The organism is Promicromonospora sp. Marseille-Q5078, assembly GCF_050315395.1.
In the GTDB taxonomy this organism is placed as follows: Bacteria; Actinomycetota; Actinomycetes; order Actinomycetales; family Cellulomonadaceae; genus Isoptericola.
Genome location: NZ_JBNPQG010000001.1, coordinates 3,067,517 through 3,086,580 on the forward strand (window position 1 = coordinate 3,067,517; position 19,064 = coordinate 3,086,580).

General features: G+C 75.2%; 17 protein-coding genes. 6 read left to right on the plus strand and 11 right to left on the minus strand.

What is annotated here, in order from left to right:
• Nucleotides 1–113 precede the first annotated feature (113 nt).
• Nucleotides 114–983 carry a PhzF family phenazine biosynthesis protein gene (locus tag ACQFYA_RS14330; protein WP_499125306.1) on the minus strand — a complete coding sequence of 290 codons (870 nt, stop codon included), beginning with the start codon at nt 981–983 and terminating at the stop codon, nt 114–116.
• Between the two features lie 55 nt (nt 984–1,038).
• Here ACQFYA_RS14330 and ACQFYA_RS14335 point away from each other — a divergent pair, with 55 nt between their 5' ends.
• Nucleotides 1,039–1,986, plus strand: a complete 948-nt coding sequence (locus ACQFYA_RS14335) for a 3-methyladenine DNA glycosylase (protein ID WP_499125308.1) — start codon at nt 1,039–1,041, stop codon at nt 1,984–1,986.
• On the opposite strand, the gene ACQFYA_RS14340 is transcribed toward ACQFYA_RS14335, so the two are convergent.
• Together ACQFYA_RS14340 and ACQFYA_RS14345 are read right to left on the minus strand one after the other, a co-directional pair.
• Nucleotides 1,964–2,416: a peptidoglycan-binding domain-containing protein gene (locus ACQFYA_RS14340; protein WP_499125310.1), complete on the minus strand. Its 453-nt coding sequence runs from the start codon at nt 2,414–2,416 to the stop codon at nt 1,964–1,966. The genes ACQFYA_RS14335 and ACQFYA_RS14340 overlap by 23 nt on opposite strands.
• Nucleotides 2,417–2,545: 129 nt before the next feature.
• On the minus strand, nt 2,546–3,088 hold the full coding sequence (locus ACQFYA_RS14345; RefSeq protein ID WP_499125312.1) for a CGNR zinc finger domain-containing protein: 543 nt from the start codon (nt 3,086–3,088) through the stop codon (nt 2,546–2,548).
• Nucleotides 3,089–3,127: 39 nt separating this feature from the next.
• Between ACQFYA_RS14345 and ACQFYA_RS14350 the strand changes: the two genes are divergently transcribed.
• The 3 genes from ACQFYA_RS14350 (at nt 3,128) to ACQFYA_RS14360 (ending at nt 7,780) form a co-directional block, all read left to right on the plus strand.
• Nucleotides 3,128–4,156, plus strand: coding sequence for an EamA family transporter (locus tag ACQFYA_RS14350; RefSeq protein WP_499125314.1), 1,029 nt, complete (start codon nt 3,128–3,130; stop codon nt 4,154–4,156).
• A gap of 65 nt (nt 4,157–4,221) precedes the next feature.
• Entirely contained in the window at nt 4,222–4,989 is a 768-nt protein-coding gene (locus tag ACQFYA_RS14355; RefSeq protein WP_499125316.1) for a phosphotransferase, read from the plus strand.
• Nucleotides 4,990–5,026: 37 nt separating this feature from the next.
• A complete protein-coding gene (locus ACQFYA_RS14360; protein ID WP_499125317.1) occupies nt 5,027–7,780 on the plus strand; it encodes a DEAD/DEAH box helicase in 2,754 nt (917 codons plus the stop codon).
• A 24-nt stretch (nt 7,781–7,804) separates the two neighbouring features.
• Here ACQFYA_RS14360 and ACQFYA_RS14365 read toward each other — a convergent pair whose 3' ends face one another.
• Nucleotides 7,805–8,560: a sulfite exporter TauE/SafE family protein gene (locus tag ACQFYA_RS14365; RefSeq protein ID WP_499125319.1), complete on the minus strand. Its 756-nt coding sequence runs from the start codon at nt 8,558–8,560 to the stop codon at nt 7,805–7,807.
• A gap of 37 nt (nt 8,561–8,597) precedes the next feature.
• Between ACQFYA_RS14365 and ybaK the strand changes: the two genes are divergently transcribed.
• Nucleotides 8,598–9,098 (plus strand): Cys-tRNA(Pro) deacylase, encoded by a 501-nt coding sequence (gene ybaK, locus ACQFYA_RS14370; protein WP_499125321.1) that lies wholly within the window; start codon nt 8,598–8,600, stop codon nt 9,096–9,098.
• Nucleotides 9,099–9,126: 28 nt separating this feature from the next.
• Here ybaK and ACQFYA_RS14375 read toward each other — a convergent pair whose 3' ends face one another.
• Complete coding sequence (locus ACQFYA_RS14375; RefSeq protein WP_499125323.1) at nt 9,127–9,555, minus strand: YccF domain-containing protein; 429 nt, start codon at nt 9,553–9,555, stop codon at nt 9,127–9,129.
• 81 nt (nt 9,556–9,636) lie between these two features.
• Here ACQFYA_RS14375 and ACQFYA_RS14380 point away from each other — a divergent pair, with 81 nt between their 5' ends.
• Nucleotides 9,637–10,401: a YggS family pyridoxal phosphate-dependent enzyme gene (locus ACQFYA_RS14380; protein WP_499125324.1), complete on the plus strand. Its 765-nt coding sequence runs from the start codon at nt 9,637–9,639 to the stop codon at nt 10,399–10,401.
• Between the two features lie 123 nt (nt 10,402–10,524).
• Here ACQFYA_RS14380 and murQ read toward each other — a convergent pair whose 3' ends face one another.
• The 6 genes from murQ to lplB form a co-directional block, all read right to left on the minus strand.
• Complete coding sequence (gene murQ, locus ACQFYA_RS14385) at nt 10,525–11,508, minus strand: N-acetylmuramic acid 6-phosphate etherase (RefSeq protein WP_499125326.1); 984 nt, start codon at nt 11,506–11,508, stop codon at nt 10,525–10,527.
• Nucleotides 11,505–14,381: an anhydro-N-acetylmuramic acid kinase gene (locus tag ACQFYA_RS14390; protein WP_499125327.1), complete on the minus strand. Its 2,877-nt coding sequence runs from the start codon at nt 14,379–14,381 to the stop codon at nt 11,505–11,507. The genes murQ and ACQFYA_RS14390 overlap by 4 nt, the downstream gene beginning before the upstream one ends.
• The gene (locus ACQFYA_RS14395; RefSeq protein WP_499127540.1) at nt 14,378–15,178 is read right to left on the minus strand and encodes a carbohydrate ABC transporter permease; all 801 of its coding nucleotides are present in this window, start codon (nt 15,176–15,178) and stop codon (nt 14,378–14,380) included. The genes ACQFYA_RS14390 and ACQFYA_RS14395 overlap by 4 nt, the downstream gene beginning before the upstream one ends.
• An 89-nt stretch (nt 15,179–15,267) precedes the next feature.
• Nucleotides 15,268–16,239 carry a carbohydrate ABC transporter permease gene (locus ACQFYA_RS14400; RefSeq protein WP_499125329.1) on the minus strand — a complete coding sequence of 324 codons (972 nt, stop codon included), beginning with the start codon at nt 16,237–16,239 and terminating at the stop codon, nt 15,268–15,270.
• A gap of 3 nt (nt 16,240–16,242) precedes the next feature.
• Nucleotides 16,243–17,547: a sugar ABC transporter substrate-binding protein gene (locus ACQFYA_RS14405; RefSeq protein ID WP_499125330.1), complete on the minus strand. Its 1,305-nt coding sequence runs from the start codon at nt 17,545–17,547 to the stop codon at nt 16,243–16,245.
• A gap of 305 nt (nt 17,548–17,852) precedes the next feature.
• Nucleotides 17,853–18,929 carry a lipoate-protein ligase small subunit gene (lplB, locus tag ACQFYA_RS14410; protein WP_499125332.1) on the minus strand — a complete coding sequence of 359 codons (1,077 nt, stop codon included), beginning with the start codon at nt 18,927–18,929 and terminating at the stop codon, nt 17,853–17,855.
• Nucleotides 18,930–19,064 lie beyond the last annotated feature (135 nt).

Genomic DNA, 19,064 nt, shown 5'->3' on the forward strand with positions numbered 1-19,064 from the left:
GCCCGCCATGGAAGGCGACGCACCTGCGACACTCGTCGGTGGAGGCTGCGGGAGCGCGGGGAACGCTGGGGGCCGGCTGGACGCGCCGGAGGACCACCCGCCGGATCGAGGGCCTAGAGCGTCACGGTGCCCTGGATCGTCGTCACCGCGTCGCCGGCGACCCACACCACGCCGTCGGCGTCGCGACGCACGTGCACCCGGCCGCGGCGGCCGAGCACGGTGCCCTGCGACGCGACGTACTCGGCGGGCAGGAAGGTGCCGGCGAGCCATTCCCCGAGCCCGGCGTTGAGGCTGCCGGTGACCGGGTCCTCGGCCACGCCGATGTCCGGCACGAAGGCGCGCACCTCGACCGCGGCGTCGGACTCCCCGGGTGCGTAGGGCCCGACGACGCCGATCTTGAGGCCGCCGAACGCGGCGAGGTCGGGCTCCACGGCGAGCACGGCGGCGGCGTCGCGCAGGCGGGCCGCGACCCAGCCGGGGCCGTTGTCCACCCATGCCGCGTCGACTATGTCGGACACCGCGACCCGCAGCCCCCGCGCGATCGCCGCGAGGTCCTCGGGCCCGACCGCCCCGGAGCGGACGAGCGGCGGCCCGGCAAACGCGAGCCGGCCGGCGCCGTCGCCGTCGCTGTCGTCGCTGTCGTCACGGCGGACCGTCACGAGCCCGACGCCGCACTCCTGCACCACCCGTCCGGCCCCGCGGGGCTCGCCGCCGGCCTCGAGCCAGGAGTGCGCCGTGCCGAGCGTGGGGTGGCCCGCGAACGGCAGCTCGCCGCCCGGCGTCCAGATCCGCACGCGGTAGTCGGCGCCGGGGTCCGTGGGGCGCAGCAGGAACGTCGTCTCGGACAGGTTGGTCCAGTGCGCGAACGCCGACATCTGCGCGTCCGTGAGGTCGTCGGCGTCGTGCACCACGGCCAGGGGGTTGCCCGTGAGCGGGCCCGTGGCGAAGACGTCGACCTGGCGGAATCCGAGGGTGTGCGGCACGGGTCACACGCTAGTCCCGTCCGTGCCGTGCCCGCCCCGCTCGTACCCTGGGGGGATGCGCGCGGCGACCTTCGACCAGCCGGCGGCCGCCCCGGCCGCGGACGTCGTCGTGCCCCGCGACGACTGGGAGCAGCGGGCGTCCGCGCACGCCGCGCGGGCGGACGCCCTGACCGCCGTGTGGCGCGACGCCCACGACCGGGGCTCGACGCACGCCGTCGAGGACTTCCTGTTCACCTACTACCCCACCCGCGTGAGCCACCTGCGCCGCTGGCACCCCGGCCCCGGCCTGACGCTCGAGGGCGCCGCGGAGCACGCCGGCCGGCGCTGGTACCGCGAGGTCGCGCTGCCGGACGGCGGCACGGGCGCCGCGCTCGACGCCGCCGCGTTCGTCGCCGACCGCGGGGACACCGTCCGCTTCGTGCGGGGCCTCGTGTCCGCCACGGCCGGGCGCCCGGGCACGTTCGGCTGCTTCGGGCTGCACGAGTGGGCGATGGTGTACCGCGACCGCGCGGCCGGCCGCGACCACCGCCATCCCCTGCCGCTGCGGCTGGGGCACGACGGCACCGACGCCGTCGTCGAGTCGCACCGCGTCGCCTGCTCGCACTTCGACGCCTACCGCTTCTTCACGCCCGAGGCCCGCGACCGCAACCAGCTGCGCCCCACCCGCGAGCGGCAGCCGGCGATGGAGCAGCCGGGCTGCCTGCACGCCGGGATGGACCTGTACAAGTGGGCCCTCAAGCTCGGGCCGGCCACGCCGGGCGACCTGCTGCTCGACGCGTTCGAGCTCGCCCGCGACATCCGGTACACCGACATGGCCGCCGCGCCCTACGACGTCTCGTCGTACGGGGTCGAGGCCGTCGCGATCGAGACGCCGGAGGGCAAGGCCGAGTACGTGCGCCGCCAGCGCGCGTTCGCCGCGCGCGGCCAGGAGCTGCGCGCCCGGCTGGTCGACGTCTGCGACGCGGTGCTGGTGCCAGACGTCAGTGGGAGACCATCCCGCTGACCATGGCACGCCAGGTCACGGGGCCCACGACGCCGTCGACCAGCAGGCCGAACGCCGACAGCGCCGTCTGGAACCCCCGGACGGCGGCCTCGGTCCGCGCGCCGAAGACGCCGTCGCTCGCGAGGTCGAAGCCCTCGCGGGTGTCGAGCTCGTCCTGGGCGCCGCGCACCGCGTGCCCGCGGGCGCCCCGGCGGACGGAGACGACGATCGCGCCCCACGTCAGCGGCCCGACGACGCCGTCGTCCTCCCGTCCGAAGTCGCGCTGCGCCGTGCGCACGGCCGCCTCGGTGCGCGGCCCGAACGACTGGTCCGCCTCGAGGTCGTGGCCGTGCTCGTTCAGGAGGTGCTGCAGCGTGCGGACGGGGTGGGTGCGGTCGCCCACGCGGACGGTCGGCCAGGGGTCGAGGGCTCGTACGGTCGTGACGGGCATCGCCGCCTCCTTCGTGGGGCCGGGCGGGGCGGTCGTCGCCCCTGGGGAGCCCTGGCACCTTCGCACCGAGGGAGCGCGGCCGGGCCCCGCAGATACGCCCGCGGACACCCCGGCCCGGACGACCCGCGGTCAGCGGCCGCCGGAGGCGCGGCGGGCGCGCAGGGCGGCCTGCGCGTTGCGGTTGGTGCACGCGGTGGAGCAGTAGCGGCGCGAGCGGTTGCGCGACAGGTCGAGCACGAGCCCGTCGCAGTCGGGGTCGGCGCACACGGCGAGGCGCGAGTGCTCGTCGTCGCGGACGACGTCGACCATCGCCATCGCGGTCTCGACGACGACCCGGGTGGCGAACGGCGCGTCGTCCGCGGTCGCGTGCACGTGCCAGTCCTCGCCCGCGTGCCGCACGAGGCGCGGGTGGACCGGCACGCCCGCGAGCGCCTCGTTGACCAGCCCGGCGGCCGCGTCGCGGTCGGCCAGCAGCATCCGGCGCAGGCGCGGCCGCAGCGCGCGCACCTGGGCGAGCTCCTCGGCCGTCCGGTCGTGGCGGCCGGTGTACTCGTGCTCGCAGAAGAAGGCGTCGAGGTCGGCGACGGTCTCGAGCGTCTCCGGCGGCTCGGCGGTGTTCACGAGGGCGACGGCCGCCCGGAGCTCCGCCACGGTGTCATGAGCGAACGGCATGTTGACACATTACCCCGACCGCTCGTAGCGTCATGAGTCATGACGGCGATGACGCATGACGACCCCCGGGCGGCGCGGACCGGGCTCGGCGCCGGGCTCGCGCTCGCGATCGTCTCCGCGGTGACGTTCAGCCTCTCGGGGCCCCTCGCCGCCGGGCTGTTCGCGACCGGGTGGAGCCCGGGGGCCGTCGTCCTGGTGCGCGTCGCGATCGGTGCGGTCGTCGTGCTGCCGTTCGGGGTCGTCGCCCTGCACGGCGACTGGGCCCCGGTGCGCCGCAACCTGCGGCTGCTGCTCGCCTACGGCGCGCTCGGCGTCGCCGCCACCCAGTTCTGCTACTTCGCCGCGGTGCAGCACATGCAGGTGGGCCCCGCCCTCCTGATCGAGTACTCGTCGCCCGCGGCGGTGGTCGCCTGGCTCTGGCTGCGGCACGGCCAGCGTCCGGGCCGCACGACGCTCGCCGGCATCGCGCTCGCCGCCGCGGGGCTGGTGCTCGTGCTCGACCTCGCCGGCGCGCGCCTCGACCCCGTCGGCGTGGCCTGGGCCCTCGGGGCGATGGTCGGCGTCTCGGCGTACTTCCTCCTCAACGCGCGGACCGACACCGGTCTGCCGCCCCTCGGCCTCGCCGCCGGCGGGCTGGTCGTGGGCGCCGTCCTGCTCGGGCTGCTCGGCGCCGTGGGCGTCATGCCGCTGACCGCGTCGGCCGACCCCGTGGGCCTCGGCGGCGCCGTCGTGCCCGTGTGGGCCGTGCTCGGCGCGCTGGGCGTCGTGACCGCCGGCGTCGCGTACGTCACCGGCGTCGGCGCGGGCCGGCGCCTCGGGGCGCGGCCTGCGTCGTTCGTCGGCCTGCTCGAGGTGGTCAGCGCCGTGTTCTTCGCCTGGGTCTTCCTCGGCGAGCTGCCGCGGCCCGTCCAGCTCGTCGGCGGCCTGCTCGTGCTGGCGGGGGTGGTCGTGGTGCAGCAGGGCGAGGCCGCGACCCGGCGCAGGCCGCCCGCGGCCGCCGTCGTCGAGCCCGTGCCCGGTGCCGAGGCCGAGGCCCCGCCGGGCCCCGACCGTGCCGCACGGGGCTGACCGGCGGAATCCCCTGGGGCACGCCGCGACGCGGTGTGAGGATGACGCGGTGCGAGGATCTGGGCATGTCCCGAGTGCTCGCCGCCGCCCCGTCCGCCCCCGTCGCCGTGCCCGAGCGGGTCCGCGTCCTCGCCGGCGGCGACGACGTCACCCCGGTGTGGCACAACGAGCTCGGCGGGCTCACCTTCCGGCTCTCTCCCCCGGGCGGCACGGCGGTGGGGCTCGCCGAGGGCGACCGGTACGTGAAGTGGGTCCCGGCGGGCGTCGTCGGGCTCGACCTCGACGCGGAGGCGGAGCGCCTCGCCTGGGCGGTCCGGTACACGCCGGTCCCGCGGGTGCTCGAGCGCGGCGAGGACGCCGCCGGCGCGTGGCTGCTCACCGAGGGCATCCCGGGGCGGTCCGCCGTCGACCCGCGGTGGCTCGCCCGCCCGGAAACGGCCGCCCGGGAGATCGGGGCGGGCCTGCGCGCCCTGCACGAGGCGCTCCCGGTGGACGACTGCCCGTTCTCCTGGAGCATCGCCGACCGCGCCGCGCGCCTCTCCCCCGCCGCCCGCGCGCGGGTGGGCGACGTGCCCGCCGCCGACCGGCTCGTCGTGTGCCACGGCGACCCGTGCGCGCCCAACACGCTGCTGGACGACGGCGGCCGCTGGACCGCGCACGTCGACCTCGACGCCCTCGGCGTGGCGGACCGGTGGGCCGACCTCGCGGTGGCGAGCTACAGCCTGGAGTGGAACTACGGCGACGGGTACGAGCCGGCCTTCTTCGACGGCTACGGCATCGCCCCCGACCCGGGTCGCATCGCCTTCTACCGGCACCTGTGGGACCTCGGCTGACGCCCGACGGGAACGAGCCTGGAAGAATGGCCCGACCATGACTTCCCCGACCTCCGCCGGCGTCGCCGAGACCGCCCCCGCCCCGCGCCCCGCGGGCACGCTGCTGCCGTACCTGCCCGCCCCCACGGGCGGCGCCCCGGATCCCGACGTCCTCTTCGAGGGCTTCGGGGAGTGGGCCGCCGGCACCGGGCGGCCGCTGTACCCGCACCAGGAGGAGGCGCTCCTCGAGGTCATGACGGGCTCGCACGTGGTGCTGGCCACCCCCACCGGGTCCGGCAAGTCGATGGTGGCGATGGGCGCGCAGTTCGCGGCGCTCGCGAACCGGCGCTCGGGGCACGGCGGCCGCACGTTCTACACCGCGCCCCTCAAGGCGCTGGTGAGCGAGAAGTTCTTCGACCTCGTCGCCGCCTTCGGCTCGCGCAACGTCGGCATGATGACGGGCGACTCGGCGGTCAACGCCGACGCCCCGATCATCTGCTGCACCGCGGAGATCCTCGCGAACCTCGCCCTGCGACGCGGCGACGCCGACGACGGCGCCGGGCAGGACGGCACGAGCGGGGACGACGCGATCGCCCAGGTCGTCATGGACGAGTTCCACTTCTACGGGGACCGGCAGCGCGGCTGGGCCTGGCAGGTGCCGCTGCTGGAGCTGCCGCGCACACAGTTCCTGCTGATGTCGGCCACCCTCGGCGACACCGCCCGCCTGCGCGAGGACCTCGCGGAGCGCAGCGGCCGCCCGGTGGCGGAGGTCGCGGGCGCCGAGCGCCCGGTGCCGCTGACGTTCTCCTACGTCGTCGAGCCGCTCACCGACGTCATCGCCGAGCTGGTCAGCACGCACCGCGCACCGGTGTACGTCGTGCACTTCACGCAGAAGGACGCCGTCGAGCGCGCGCAGGCGCTGCTGTCGACACCCCTCGCCTCCAAGGACGAGAAGGCCGCGATCGCCGCCGAGATCGGCGCGTTCCGGTTCGGCACCGGCTTCGGCAAGACGCTGAGCAAGTTCCTGCGCGCGGGCGTCGGCGTGCACCACGCCGGCATGCTGCCCAAGTACCGGCGGCTCGTGGAGCGGCTCACCCAGCGGGGCATGCTCAAGGTCGTGTGCGGCACGGACACCCTCGGCGTGGGTATCAACGTGCCCATCCGCACCGTGCTCCTCACGTCCCTGGTGAAGTACGACGGCGAGCGCATGCGCCACCTCACCGCGCGCGAGTTCCACCAGATCTCCGGCCGCGCGGGGCGCGCGGGGTTCGACACCGTGGGCGAGGTGCTCGTCATGGCGCCCGAGCACGTCATCGAGAACCGCAAGCTCCTCGCCAAGGCCGGCGACGACCCCAAGAAGCTCAAGAAGATCGTGCGCAAGAAGGCGGCCGCCGGGTCCGTGAACTGGACCGACTCCACGTTCGAGCGGCTGCGCGACGCCGACCCCGAGCCCCTGACCAGCCAGTTCCACGTCAACCACGCCATGGTGCTCAACGTGCTCGCCCGCACCCGCGACGAGCGTGGCGGCGCCGACCCCGTCGAGGCGATGCGGCACCTGCTCACCGCGAACCACGACTCCGAGTCGCTCCAGGCCAGGCACGTGCGCCAGACGTTCCGCATCTACCGCTCGCTGCGCATCGCCGGCGTCGTGGAGAAGGTCCGCGTGCCCGACCCGTCGCGCCCCGCCGGCTACCGGCCCAGCGTGCGGCTCGTCGTGGACCTGCCGCGCGACTTCGCGCTCAACGCCCCGCTGTCACCCTTCGCCCTCGCGGCCATGGACCTGCTCGACGTTGAGAGCCCGACGCACGTGCTCGACGTCGTCTCCGTCATCGAGGCGACCCTCGACGACCCGCGCCAGATCCTCTACGCCCAGCAGAGCAAGGCGAAGGGCGAGGCGGTCGCGGCCATGAAGGCCGAGGGCATGGAGTACGAGGAGCGCATGGAGGCGCTCGAGGACGTCACGTGGCCGCGGCCGCTCGCCGACCTGCTCGAGCCCGCCTTCGCCACGTACAAGCGGGCCAACCCGTGGGTGTCCGACGCCGAGCTCGCGCCCAAGTCCGTGGTGCGCGACATGCTCGAGCAGGCGATGACGTTCGCCGAGCTCGTCAGCGTCTACGGGCTGGAGCGCACCGAGGGCGTGGTGCTGCGCTACCTCGCCGACGCCTACCGCGCGCTGCGCCAGGTGGTGCCCGAGGAGCACCGCACCGAGGAGGTGCACGAGGTCGTCGAGTGGCTGGGCGAGCTGGTGCGCGGCGTCGACTCGTCGCTGCTCGACGAGTGGGAGCGGCTGCAGAACCCGGTGGACGACGACGCGGACGCCGTCGTCGAGGGCGAGCTCGCGGAGGTCGGGGCGGAGGCGCCCGCGCGCCCCGTCACCGGCAACCCGCGCGCCTTCCGCCGCCTCGTGCGCAACGCGACGTTCCGCCGCGTGGAGCTCGCCGCGCGCGAGGACTACCGCGCGCTCGGCGCGCTCGACGGCGCGCACGGCTGGGACGGCGACGCCTGGGCGGCCGCCCTCGACCCGCTGTTCGAGGCGCAGGGCGACGACGCCGTCGGCATCGGCCCGGCCGCGCGCTCCGCGGCGCTCCTGACGATCCTCGAGCCCGGTGCGGAGCTGCCGGGCGGCGCCACGACCACCACGCCCGACGGCGTCGAGCACGCCGAGGTGCCCGCGGGCACCTGGTGGGTGCGCCAGGTGCTCGACGACGCCGACGGCGACCACGACTGGGCGGTCACCGCCGTCGTGGACCTCGCCGCCAGCGACGAGGCCGGGGACGTCGCGCTCACCGTCGTGGACGTCGGCCGCTTCTGACCCCGGCGGGCCCGCCCGCGGGGCTCAGGCCAGGTGGAGGAGGCCCTGCGTGAGGGTCGCGAGGCCGCCCACGTAGGCGAGGACGATCAGCCCCCGGCGGACGGTGGCCGCCGGGATGCGCGGCGCCAGGAGGTCGCCGATGACGAGGCCCACGACGATCGCCCCGAGCACGACCGCCCACTGCCAGGCGGCGAACGGCGGGAACGAGGCGTCCGTGAGCACCAGCTTGGCCACGAGCGCCGCGAGCGCGTTGGTGGCGAAGAACGGCTGGGCGGTCGCGGCGAAGCCCTTCGGGTCCCAGCCGCTGAGCACGGAGTAGATCGCCACCGGCGGGCCCCCGATGCCGGCGGCCACGCTGCCGACGCCGCTCGCCAGCCCCGTCACGACCAGCGGGCCCCGGGCCTCCGCCCGCACGGGGTGCCGGCCCTCGCGGCGCAGGCGGGTCGTGACGACGGCGAGCGTCATGGCGGCGACGACGACCGCGCCGACGGTGATCTCGAGGGCGGCGGTGCTGGCGTCGCGCAGCAGCATGGCGGCGGGCACCATCACCGCCACCGACGTGACGGCGAGCCACGCGTACCGGCGCCAGTCCACGTCGCGCGCCACGCGGCCCAGGATGAGCGCCGAGGCGATCGACCCCGCGAGGTTGACGAACAGCACGCCCTCGAGCGGGCCCACGAGGAGGACGATGAACGGGCCGGCGACGAGGCCGAAGCCCATGCCGGTGACCCGCTGGAGCGCCCCGCCCACCAGGATCGCGAGGACGAGGAGGGCGAGCACGCGCCCACCGTACGCGAGCGCCGGGCAGAATCGCGCCGTGGCGAAGAAGAGCAGGCAGGACTCGCACGGGACGCCGGCGGTCGTCGCGCTCGTCGCGGCCGGCGTCGCGTACCGGCTGCACGCGTACGAGCACGACCCGGCGTCCGGGATCGGTTACGGGCTGGAGGCGGCCGAGGCGCTCGGCGCCGACCCGGCGCAGGTGTTCAAGACGCTGCTGGCGGACGTCGACGGTCGGCTCGTGGTCGGCATCGTGCCCGTGGACGGCAGCCTCGACCTCAAGGCGCTGGCGCGGGCCGTCGGGGGCAAGCGCGCGGCGATGGCCGACCCGGCCGCGGCGCAGCGCGCCACGGGCTACGTCGTCGGCGGCATCTCCCCGCTCGGCCAGAAACAGCGCCACGCCACGGTGCTGGACGCCTCGGCGGCGGGGTGCGACGTCGTCTACGTGTCCGGCGGTCGCCGCGGGCTCGACGTCTCGCTCGCGCCCGACGACCTGCTGCGCCTCACCGACGGGCGGCTCGCCCCGATCGGGCGCGCCTGACCGCCGGCGGGCCGGCCAGCAGGCCCGGTCAGCGGGCGGGCGCGTAGCCCTGCGGCGGCTGGTGCTGGTAGCTCGGGTAGCGCGCGTCGCTGGGCACGATGTCCTTGCCGAGCGGCAGCAGCGAGATCGGGATCATCTTGAGGTTCGCGATCGCCAGCGGGATGCCGATGATCGTGATCGCCTGCGCGACGGCGGTCGTGATGTGGCCGATGGTGAGCCAGATCCCGGCGAACACGATCCAGATGATGTTGCCCAGCACCGACCAGCCGCCCGCGCCCGGCTTGTCCACGACGGTGCGGCCGAACGGCCACAGCGCGTAGCCCGCGATCCGGAACGAGGCGATCCCCCACGGGATCGCGACGATCGTGATGCAGCAGAGGATGCCGGCCGCCGCGTAGCCGAGCGCCAGCCAGAAGCCGCCGAACACGAGCCAGATGATGTTGAGCAGTGCCTTCACCCCGCCATCGTCGCCGCCGGGTGCCGCGTCGCACCACCCGGGATCCCCCTGAGGCGACCCTGGCGTTCGTAGACTGGCGCCATGCCCACCGATCGTCCCGGGATCCCCGCACGCCTGGCCGCCGTCCACCACCGCGTCGCCGCCGCCGCCCGCGCCGCCGGGCGCGACCCCCGGGAGGTCCGCGTCCTGCTGGCCACCAAGACCCAGGACGACGAGGCCGTGCTCGCCGCGGTGCGCGCCGCCCTCGACCTCGCGGACACGGCCGGCGACGACCGCCCGGTGCTGGTCGGCGAGAACCGCGTCCAGGAGCTCGTCGCGAAGGCGCCGGCGCTGGCCGACCTCGTCGCCGCCGGGCGGGTCGAGACCCACCTCATCGGGCACCTGCAGAAGAACAAGGTCAACGCGGTGCTCGCGTCCGCCACGGCCGTCGACTCGGTGGACTCGGTCGCGCTCGCGGGCGGGCTCTCGGCGCGCTGCGAGCGCGACGGCCGCTCGCTCGACGTCCTGGTGCAGGTCAACGTCTCGGGCGAGGAGAGCAAGTCCGGCGTCGCTCCCGCCGACGCCGCGGCGCTCGCCGCCGAGGTGGCCGCCCTGCCCGGCCTGCGCCTTCGCGGGTTCATGACGATCGGCGCCCGCTCGGACGACGACGCCGAGGTGCGCGCCGGCTTCGCCCGCCTCCGCGCCGTCCGCGACGACGTCGTCGCCTCCGGCGCTCCCGGCACCACCGGCGCCACCGAGCTCTCCATGGGCATGACCGGCGACCTCGAGCTCGCCGTCGCCGAGGGCGCCACCGTCGTCCGCGTCGGCACCGCCGTCTTCGGCGCCCGCCCCACCCCCGCGAGGTAGTCCGATCCTCGCCGAGGTAGTTCGAATCTCGTCGAGGTAGTTCACCTCTCGCCGAGGTAGTTCTCATCTCGCGCGGGCAGGAACTACCTCGCGGAGAACTGAACTACCTCGGCGACTGGTGAACTACCTCGGCGGGGCGGCACCGAGCCGGGAGAGCGCGCCCCGGACCCCGTCGCCGCCCTGGAGCGCGGCGCGCGCGGCCGCGGCGTCCACGCCCGCGAGCAGCACGACGAGCGCCACCTGGACCTCGCCGTCGGCGTCGAGGAGGACGGGCGCGCACACCTCGGGCGCGAGGCCCGTCGCCTGGCTGAGCAGCCGGACCAGGCGGGCGCGCAGCTTGGCGTTGGTGGCGCGCACGTCGACCATGAGGTTCGAGTACGTCTTGCCGAGCCGGATCATGGTCGCGGTCGAGAACGTGTTGAGCACGATCTTCTGCGCGGTGGCCGCCTTCATGCGGGTCGAGCCGGTGACGGCCTCGGGCCCGGTGTCCAGCAGGATCGCGACGTCCACGCGGTCGGCGAGCGGGGCCGACGGGTTGGCGCTGACGAGCGCGGTGCGCGCGCCGCGCTCGCGGGCCAGGTCGAGAGCGCCCGCCACGTAGGGGGTGCGGCCGCTGGCGGCCAGCCCGACGACGAGGTCGTGCGGGCCGACGTCGTCGAGGTCGCGGCGGCCCGCCTCGGCGTCGTCCTCGGCGCCCTCGACGGACAGCGTCATCGCGTCGCGGCCGCCCGCGAGGTGCGCGTCGATCCACTCGGACCCGACGCCGTAGGTGGGCAGCAGCTCGACGGCGTCCAGCACGCCGAGCCGGCCGGACGTGCCCGCCCCGGCGTAGTGCACGCGGCCGCCGGCGCGGATGGCCTCGACGGCGAGCTCGACCGCCTGCGTGACGCGGAACCGCTCGGTCCGGACCACCGAGGCGACGCCGGCGTCCTCCTCGAGGATGAGCCGCACCACCTCCGCGGCGGGGAGCAGGTCGATGTCGGTCGTGCGCGGGTTGCGCTCCTCCGTGGGCGAGACGAGGCGGGCGACGACGAGCAGGTCGTCCGGCGGGTCGGTAGGGACCTCGGCGTGGGGGTCGGTGGGCTCGGGGACGGCCGCTCCGCTCATCGGGTGCTTCCTCTCGGAGTCGTCTGGAGGCTCGGAGCTCTCGGGTGGCTCGGAGGCGAGGTCGTGAGGACGAGGCGTCGCACGGGGCCGCGGGCCGCCGCGCCGGGCAGCGGCGTCGGCGGCGTCAGCGACCCCAGCACCACCGGCCGCCGGGCCCCGGTGGCCTGCCGCCGGTGCGGCCCGGCCGCGGTGCCGGGCACCCCGTGCACGCCGAGGAAGCCGAGCAGCGCGAAGAGGTACGCCTCCTTGCCGTCGGCGGGCAGCCCCAGGTCGTCCGCGGACACGAGCGACGTCGTGGCGGGCAGATGTACCTGCAGACGGTCGCGCAGCACGGGGTTGCGGGCACCCCCGCCGGAGATCACCACGCGCTCGACACCGCCGGCCGGTCCCTGGGCGGCGAGCGAGCGGGCCACGGTGGCCGCGGTGAGCTCGGTGAGCGTGGCGACCAGGTCGGGGGTGCTCAGGTGGTCGGCCGGCACGCCCGCCGCCGCGAGACGGGTCGTGACGTACTCGCCGTCGTAGAGCTCCCGGCCGGTGGAGCGCGGCGCGGGCAGGTCGTAGTACGGGTCGGCGAGGAGCGCGTCCAGGGCGTCCCGGTCGACGCGGCCCTCGGCGGCGAGCGCCCCGTCCCGGTCGAAGGGCTGCCCGGTGAGCCGCTGCACGGCGTGGTCGATCAGGCAGTTGCCGGGACCCGTGTCCCAGCCGAGCACGGGCTCGTCGTGCGCCCCCACGACCGTCGCGTTGGCGATGCCGCCCACGTTGAGCGCCGCCGTGTGCCGGGCGCCCGCGGCGCCGTCGTGCCCGAGCCACAGCGCGTCGAGCACGCTGACGAGCGGGGCGCCCTGGCCGCCGGCGGCGATGTCGGCGACCCGGAAGTCGCTCACCACCGGCCGCCGGGAGCGTTCCGCCACCCAGGCCGGGTTGCCGAGCTGCAGCGTGCCGCGCGCGCGGCCCGCCACCACCCAGTGGTGCAGGGTCTGCCCGTGCAACGCCACGAGGTCGGCGTCGCCGCCCGCAAGGTCGTCGACGGCGCGGCGCGCGGCGTCCCCGAGCTCCTGCCCGACGAGCGTGTCGAGCTGGCACACCTCCCCCATGTCGACCGCGGCCGGCGGCAGGGCGGCGAGGATCCGGCGGCGCAGGTGGTCGGGCCACGCGTACTCGGTGTGGCCGAGCGGCCGCAGGTGCAGGGTGCCGTCGGCGCGCAGGTCGAGGTCGGCGGCCGCGGCGTCGATCGCGTCGACGCTCGTGCCGGACGAGATCCCGATGACGATCATCGCCCCGCCCCCGCCCCGACGCGCCTGTCGAGGCGCCCGTCGATCCGCCCCGCCGCGAGGAGCGCGACCGCGGCCTCCGCGTTCGCGCGGCCCGTGCCACGCGAGCACCGTCGCCGGCGCCCCGCCAGGCAGCGCGGCGAGCCAGCGCTCCCCCACGTCGGGGACGCCGGTGTGCACGACGACGAGGTCGGGCCGCACCCGCTGCAGCGCCGCCAGCCGGGCGTGCTCCGTGCCGCCGGGCGCGGGCTCGCGCGTCACGACGACCACCGGCCGGGCAGCCCCCACAGGCTCCCGCAGGCCGTCGAGCAGTGCCGCGAAGCCGGCGTCGTCGAGCGCGGGCCCGTCGGACGAGGGGTGCAGCACGGCCCCGGGCCAGGCCGCCGCCACGGCGCGCTGCACGTGCTGGGCGGTGCGCCCGGCCGCGTGGTCGAGCCGCAGGCGCAGGTCGACGACGTCGGGCGCGCCGGCGAGCGGCTCCGGCGGTGGGCCGACGGCGCGCACGGCCCGCCGCGCGACGTGGGCGCCGAGCGTCGCGAGCACGCGCCGGTCCCGCTCGGCGGCCTCGGGGCCCGTGGCGACGCCGACGCGCGCACGCCGGTCGCGCAGCCGCCGCACGAGCACGTCCGTGCGCCGCCGGGACACGGCGAGCAGCTCGGGGGCGACCCGGCCCGCGCGGACGGCGGCGACGAGCGCGTCGACGGCCGACCGGAACAGCGCCTCGTCGTCCCGGCCCCCGGTGGTGCCGAGGCACAGCAGGTCGGCGCCGCCCTCGACGGCCCGCACCGCGGCCTCGCCCACGTCCGCGCCGTCGGAGACGGCGCGCATGTCGAGGGCGTCGGTGATCACCGGGCCGGCGAGGCCGAGCTCGCGGGCGAGCGCCGCCACGGCGGGCTCGAGGGACGCGGGCGCGGGCCCGAGGGCGGGCACCACGACGTGCGCCGTCATGACCGCGTCGGCGGCGGGCCCGTCCCCCGCGGACGCGGCCGCGAAGGGCACGAGGTCGCGCGCGCGCAGGTCGTCGAGGCCGGCCTCGACGACGGGCAGCTCGAGGTGCGAGTCGGTGGTGGTGGACCCGTGCCCCGGGAAGTGCTTGGCGCAGGTCCCCGCGCCGCCGCGCTGCAAGCCGCGCGCGAACGCGACGCCGTGCCGGGCGACGGCCGCGGGGTCGGAGCCGAACGCCCGCACGCCGATCACCGGGTTCCCCGGGGAGTCGACGTCGAGCACCGGGGCGAGGTCGAGGTCGACCCCGACCGCCGTGAGGAGCCGGCCGAGGGCCTCGCCGACGTCGCGCGTGAGGCGGGCGTCGTCCACGGCGCCGAGCGCCGCCGCCCCGGGCAGCGACGAGCCGCCCGCGGCCTCGAGCCGCGAGACGTCGCCGCCCTCCTCGTCGGTCGCGACGAGCAGGTCGGGGGCGACGTCGTGCAGCCGGGCGGTGAGCGCGGCCGTCGTCGCCAGGTCGGGCGTGTTGTGCGCGAAGAGCACCACCCCGGCCAGCCCTGCGCGGGCGGCCGCCTCGAGCCAGGGCGGTGGCGTGGTCCCCGTGAACCCGGGCAGGAGCACGCCGTGCACGGCCCGCTCGACGGCGTCGGGCGGGGTCACCCCTTCACCGCCCCGGAGGTCAGGCCGGAGGCGAGCCGCCGCTGGACCAGGATGAAGAAGATCATCACGGGCACGGTGATGATGGTCGACGCCGCCATGATGGCGCCCCAGTCGTTCGAGTGCTGCCCGAAGAACGACCGCAGGCCGATGGCCACCGTGTAGTTCTGCGTCTCGCCGCCGAGCAGCGTCATCGCGAAGACGAACTCGTTCCACGCCGTGATGAAGCTGAAGATGCTCGTGGCCACGAGGCCGGGCGCGACCAGCGGCAGCAGGATCGAGCGGAACATCCGCCCCCAGGTGGCACCGTCGAGGTAGGCCGCCTCCTCCAGCTCGACCGGCACGGCCGCGACGAAGCCCCGCAGCATCCAGATGCCGAACGGCAGCGCGAGCGCGACGTACACGACGACGAGGCCGGTCAGCGTGCCGAGCAGCTGGAGGTTGCGCACCTGCACGAACAACGGGATGACGAGCGCCTCGAGCGGCACCATCTGCACCACGAGCACGAGCAGCAGCACCTGCGTGCGCAGCTTGAAGCGGAAACGGGCCACCGCGACGGACGCCAGCAGGGCGAGCAGCGACGACGCCAGCACGGTGGCGAGCGCCACCAGCAGCGAGTTGCGCAGGAAGACGTCGAAGCCGCCGTCGGTGAGCACGAACCGGAAGTGCTCGAGGGTCGGGTCGGCGGGCAGGAAGGACGCCCCCCGGCCGGCCTTGCCGTCGAGCGCGCTGACGAGCATCCAGTAGGCGGGGAACAGCGTGAAGGCGAGCAGCAGCGCGACGGCCACGCCCTTGCCCACCCGGACGGCGGGCGACGGGCGGCGGGGCCCGCGTCGCCGGGCGGCGGTGCCGCCCGCCGCGGCTCGCCGGGTCGGGCTGGTCGCGACGCTCACAGCTCCTCCTCCTTCAGGATCGTGCGCACGTACGCGACGGTGATGCCGAGCAGCAGCAGGGTCAGGAGCACCGCGATGGCGGCGCCGAACCCGTACCGGTTCTGCCCGAACGACTCGGTGTACGACCACACGCCGAGGTTCAGCACGTCGCGGTTGCTGCCGGCGCCGCCGGGCATGAGGTAGACCTGCGCGAAGACCTTGAAGTCCCAGATGGTCGACAGGATGATCACGACGGCGAAGATCTGCCGCAGCTGCGGCACGATCACCGAGAAGAACCGGCGCCATGGCCCGGCGCCGTCGATCTCGGCGGCCTCCAGCAGCTCCTTCGGCACGCCCAGCAGGCCCGCGAGCACGGTGATGGCCACGAACGGGAAGCCGTGGTGCACCACGTTGAGCAGCACGATGGCGTAGAACGACCAGCGGTCGGTGAACCAGTTCACGGGCGCGTCCTGCAGCCCGAGCGCCTGGAGCACGTGGTTGAACACACCGCGGTCGGCGTCGAAGATCCAGACCCACACGTAGGTGCCGGTGACGGCGGGCATGGCCCAGGCCGCCATGATCGCGCTCGACACGATCGTCCGCCAGACGCGGCCGAGGGAGGCGAGCAGCACCGCCACCGCGGTGCCGAACACCACGGTGCACGCGACCGACAGCACGGCGAACACCACCGTGTTCGGCAGCACCACCTGCCACAGCTGTGCGGACGTGAAGATCTCCGCGAAGTTGTCGAGGCCGATCCAGTTCGGATCGCCGGTGACGATCTCCTTCAGGCCGTAGTCCTGCAGGGAGAACAGCACGACGCGGACCAGCGGCCACAGGAGCAGCACCGCGAGGACGAGCAGCGCGGGCGTGAGCAGCATCCAGGGCCGCACCCGCGCGAGGAGGGACTTGCCGAGCGGGCGGCGCCCGCCGGGCCCGGGCGACTGCCCGGGCCCGGCGGGGGCCGCGACGGGGAGCGTGCTCGTCATGCGTCAGCTGCCACCGTTCAGCAGCGACGTCATCTCCTCGGCCGCCTTGGTGCTGGCGGCCGCCACGTCCTCGCTGCCCGACAGGATCGACTGCATCATCGTGCTGGTCGTGAGCTTGGCCTGCACGGCGCCGTAGTTCGGCGACACCGGGACGGACGCGCCGCCCTCGACGAACTGCTTCGCGAACGGCGCCACGAGCGGGTCGGTGCTCTTCAGCGTCTCGTCGAGCAGCGACTTCTGGCCCGGGAAGTAGCCGGCCTGCTCGCCCCACTTCGTGGCGAACTCGCCCGTGGTCATGAGCTTGACGAAGGCGAACGCGAGGTCCTTGTCCTCCGCGCTCTCGAACACCGACAGGTGCGAGCCGCCCAGCACCGACGGCGAGATACCGCCGTCCTTGCCCGGGATCGGCACCGCGGCGAACTTGCCCTCCATGTCGGCGTCGGCCTCGACGACGGCGCCCGGCGTCCAGGAGCCCATGAGCGCCATGCCCACGTCGCCCGCGGCGAACGCGTCGAGCACGTCGGTCTCGCGCCACGTGGTCGCGCCGGCGGAGGAGTAGCCGTCCTTCGCCAGGCCGGTCCAGAAGTCCAGGCCCTCCTGCGCCTCGGGGCTGTCGAGGCCCGAGGTCCAGGTGTCGCCGTCGAGCGTCGCGACGTCGCCGCCGGCGCCCCACACCCACGGGTACACCGTGAACTCGGCGTCGCCGGGCACCGCGATCGCGGTCTTGTCCGGGAACTTCGCCTTGATCGCCTTGGCCGCCGACTCGATCTCCGCCCAGGTGGTGGGCGGCTCGACGCCGGCCTTCTCGAAGATCTCCGTGTTGTACACGAGCGAGCGCACGCCCGCGTACCAGGGCATGCCGTACAGCTGCCCGTCGTAGGTGCCCGCCTCGACGAGGCCGTCCACCAGGTCGTCGCCCAGGCCCGCGTCGGCGACGTAGTCGTCGAGCGGCGCGAGCGCCCCGGCGTCGGCGAACTCCGGCGTCCAGGTGGTGCCGGTCTCGGCGACGTCGGGCGTCGTGCCGCCCGCGATCGCGGTGACGAACCGGTCGTGCGCGTCCGCCCACTCGACGAACTCGACGTTGAGCTCCGCGCCCGTCTCCTCCATGAACGCCGACTTCACCTCGTCGAAGAAGGTGTCGGCGCTCGGGTTGGTGCCCTGCATGATCCAGACGTCGAGGGTCTTGCCCTCGCCGTCGACCGTCCCGTCCCCGCCGCCGGAGCCGCCGGAGCCGCTCCCGCAGGCCGCGACGCCGAGCGCCACGAGCGCCGCGGTCGCGGCCGCCCCCACGCTCTTCCGGGTCCACATGTCTCGCCGCATCGTCGTCCTCCCCTGGCGGCCGTGCCGGCCGCCTCCCTCGTGCGCGGCGCCCGTGGCGCCGACCGCACGCTCGTGTCGTGCCGACGCCGTCGTCGTCCGGCGTGACCTCGTCGTCCCGCTGTCGTGGTGGTCGCCGTGGCGACCGCCGGTCGTGCGTGCGGCGACACCCCGGCTGAAAGGAAGTTCCGGAGAGTCGCTCTGGGAGGGAGATTACTGACCGGACGGGGATCACGAAAGCCCCCGCACCGATCCGTGACAGGACGGTGACCTCGGCCGCGCGTCAGGGCAGCAGGTCAGGGCACCCGGTTGATCCAGGCGGGGTTGGCGAACTTGGTGCGCACGAGGTCCTGGGCCCGGGCGAGCTCCTCGGGCCGCAGCGCGGAATCGACCGTGCGGTGGTGCGCCTTGAAGTGCGCCTCGAACGCGTCGACGATCGCGTCGCGCGACATCCCGGTCTGCGACCGCAGCGGGTCCACCCGCTTGTTGGCGCTGGTCGTGCCCTTGTCGGAGAGCTTCTCGCGCCCGATGCGGAGCACCTCGAGCATCTTCGCGTTGTCGATGTCGTAGGCCATGGTCATGTGGTGCAGCACGGCACCGCCCGCCAGCCGCTTCTGCGCCGACCCGGCGAGCTTGCCCGCGGGCGACGCCACGTCGTTCATGCCCGAGAAGTAGGCCTCGACGCCGACGTCCTGCAGCGCGCCGAGCACCCAGGAGTCGAGGAAGGAGTACGACTGCTCGAAGGTCAGGCCGTCGACCAGGGACGCCGGCACCACGAGGGAGAACGTCACGCAGTTGCCGGCCTCCATGAACATGGCGCCGCCCCCGGAGATGCGCCGCACGACGGTCACGTCGTGCGCGCGCACACCCTCAGGGTCCACCTCGTTGCGCAGCGACTGGAAGGACCCGATGAAGACCGCGCGCTCGTCCCAGTCCCAGAACCGCAGCGTGGGGCCGCGCCGCCCCTCCGCGAGCTCCTCGGTGAGCACCTGGTCGAGGGCGGCGAGGGTCGGCGGGGGCAGCGGGCCCGGGCGCAGCACCTCGAAGGTGTGGTCCTCCCAGGTGGTCGCCATGCCCAGGGCCCGGCGCACCGCGACGGCCACCGCCCAGGCGTCGAAGCCGACCATCGCCACCTGCCCGCTCACGCGGCCGTCCTGCTCGGCGATCCGCAGCCCGTCGTCGACGGCGCGCGCGAGCTCGCCCGTGGACGTCTCGCGCGGCAGCCCGACGAGGGCGGCGTCGATCACCTCGAGCGCGTCGTCGGGCTCCAGGAAGAAGTCGCCGCTGAGCCGGACGTCGGCGAGCGACCCGTCCCGCACGTCGAGGTCGACCGTCACGAGCTTGCCACCGGGAACCTTGTACTCACCATGCACGTCTCCACGGTAGCGGCGACGCGCCGAGGTGCGGAGGCGTCGTCGGTCACACCAGGCCCTCGCGACGCCCTCGCGCCGTGCGGGCGAAGTTCTTTTTGTGAGGCCTCCATCCCGGGAAAATGACTGCCACACTAG

Bases quoted from the DNA above. Each gene is read 5' to 3' on its own strand.
- ACQFYA_RS14350 (WP_499125314.1), top strand. From the start codon at position 3,128: ATGACGGCGATGACGCATGACGACCCCCGGGCGGCGCGGACCGGGCTC.
- murQ (WP_499125326.1), bottom strand. From the start codon at position 11,508: ATGAGCGGAGCGGCCGTCCCCGAGCCCACCGACCCCCACGCCGAGGTC.
- ACQFYA_RS14405 (WP_499125330.1), bottom strand. From the start codon at position 17,547: ATGTGGACCCGGAAGAGCGTGGGGGCGGCCGCGACCGCGGCGCTCGTG.
- ACQFYA_RS14360 (WP_499125317.1), top strand. From the start codon at position 5,027: ATGACTTCCCCGACCTCCGCCGGCGTCGCCGAGACCGCCCCCGCCCCG.
- ACQFYA_RS14345 (WP_499125312.1), bottom strand. From the start codon at position 3,088: ATGCCGTTCGCTCATGACACCGTGGCGGAGCTCCGGGCGGCCGTCGCC.
- ACQFYA_RS14400 (WP_499125329.1), bottom strand. From the start codon at position 16,239: ATGACGAGCACGCTCCCCGTCGCGGCCCCCGCCGGGCCCGGGCAGTCG.
- ACQFYA_RS14355 (WP_499125316.1), top strand. From the start codon at position 4,222: ATGTCCCGAGTGCTCGCCGCCGCCCCGTCCGCCCCCGTCGCCGTGCCC.
- ACQFYA_RS14335 (WP_499125308.1), top strand. From the start codon at position 1,039: ATGCGCGCGGCGACCTTCGACCAGCCGGCGGCCGCCCCGGCCGCGGAC.
- ACQFYA_RS14340 (WP_499125310.1), bottom strand. From the start codon at position 2,416: ATGCCCGTCACGACCGTACGAGCCCTCGACCCCTGGCCGACCGTCCGC.
- ACQFYA_RS14380 (WP_499125324.1), top strand. From the start codon at position 9,637: ATGCCCACCGATCGTCCCGGGATCCCCGCACGCCTGGCCGCCGTCCAC.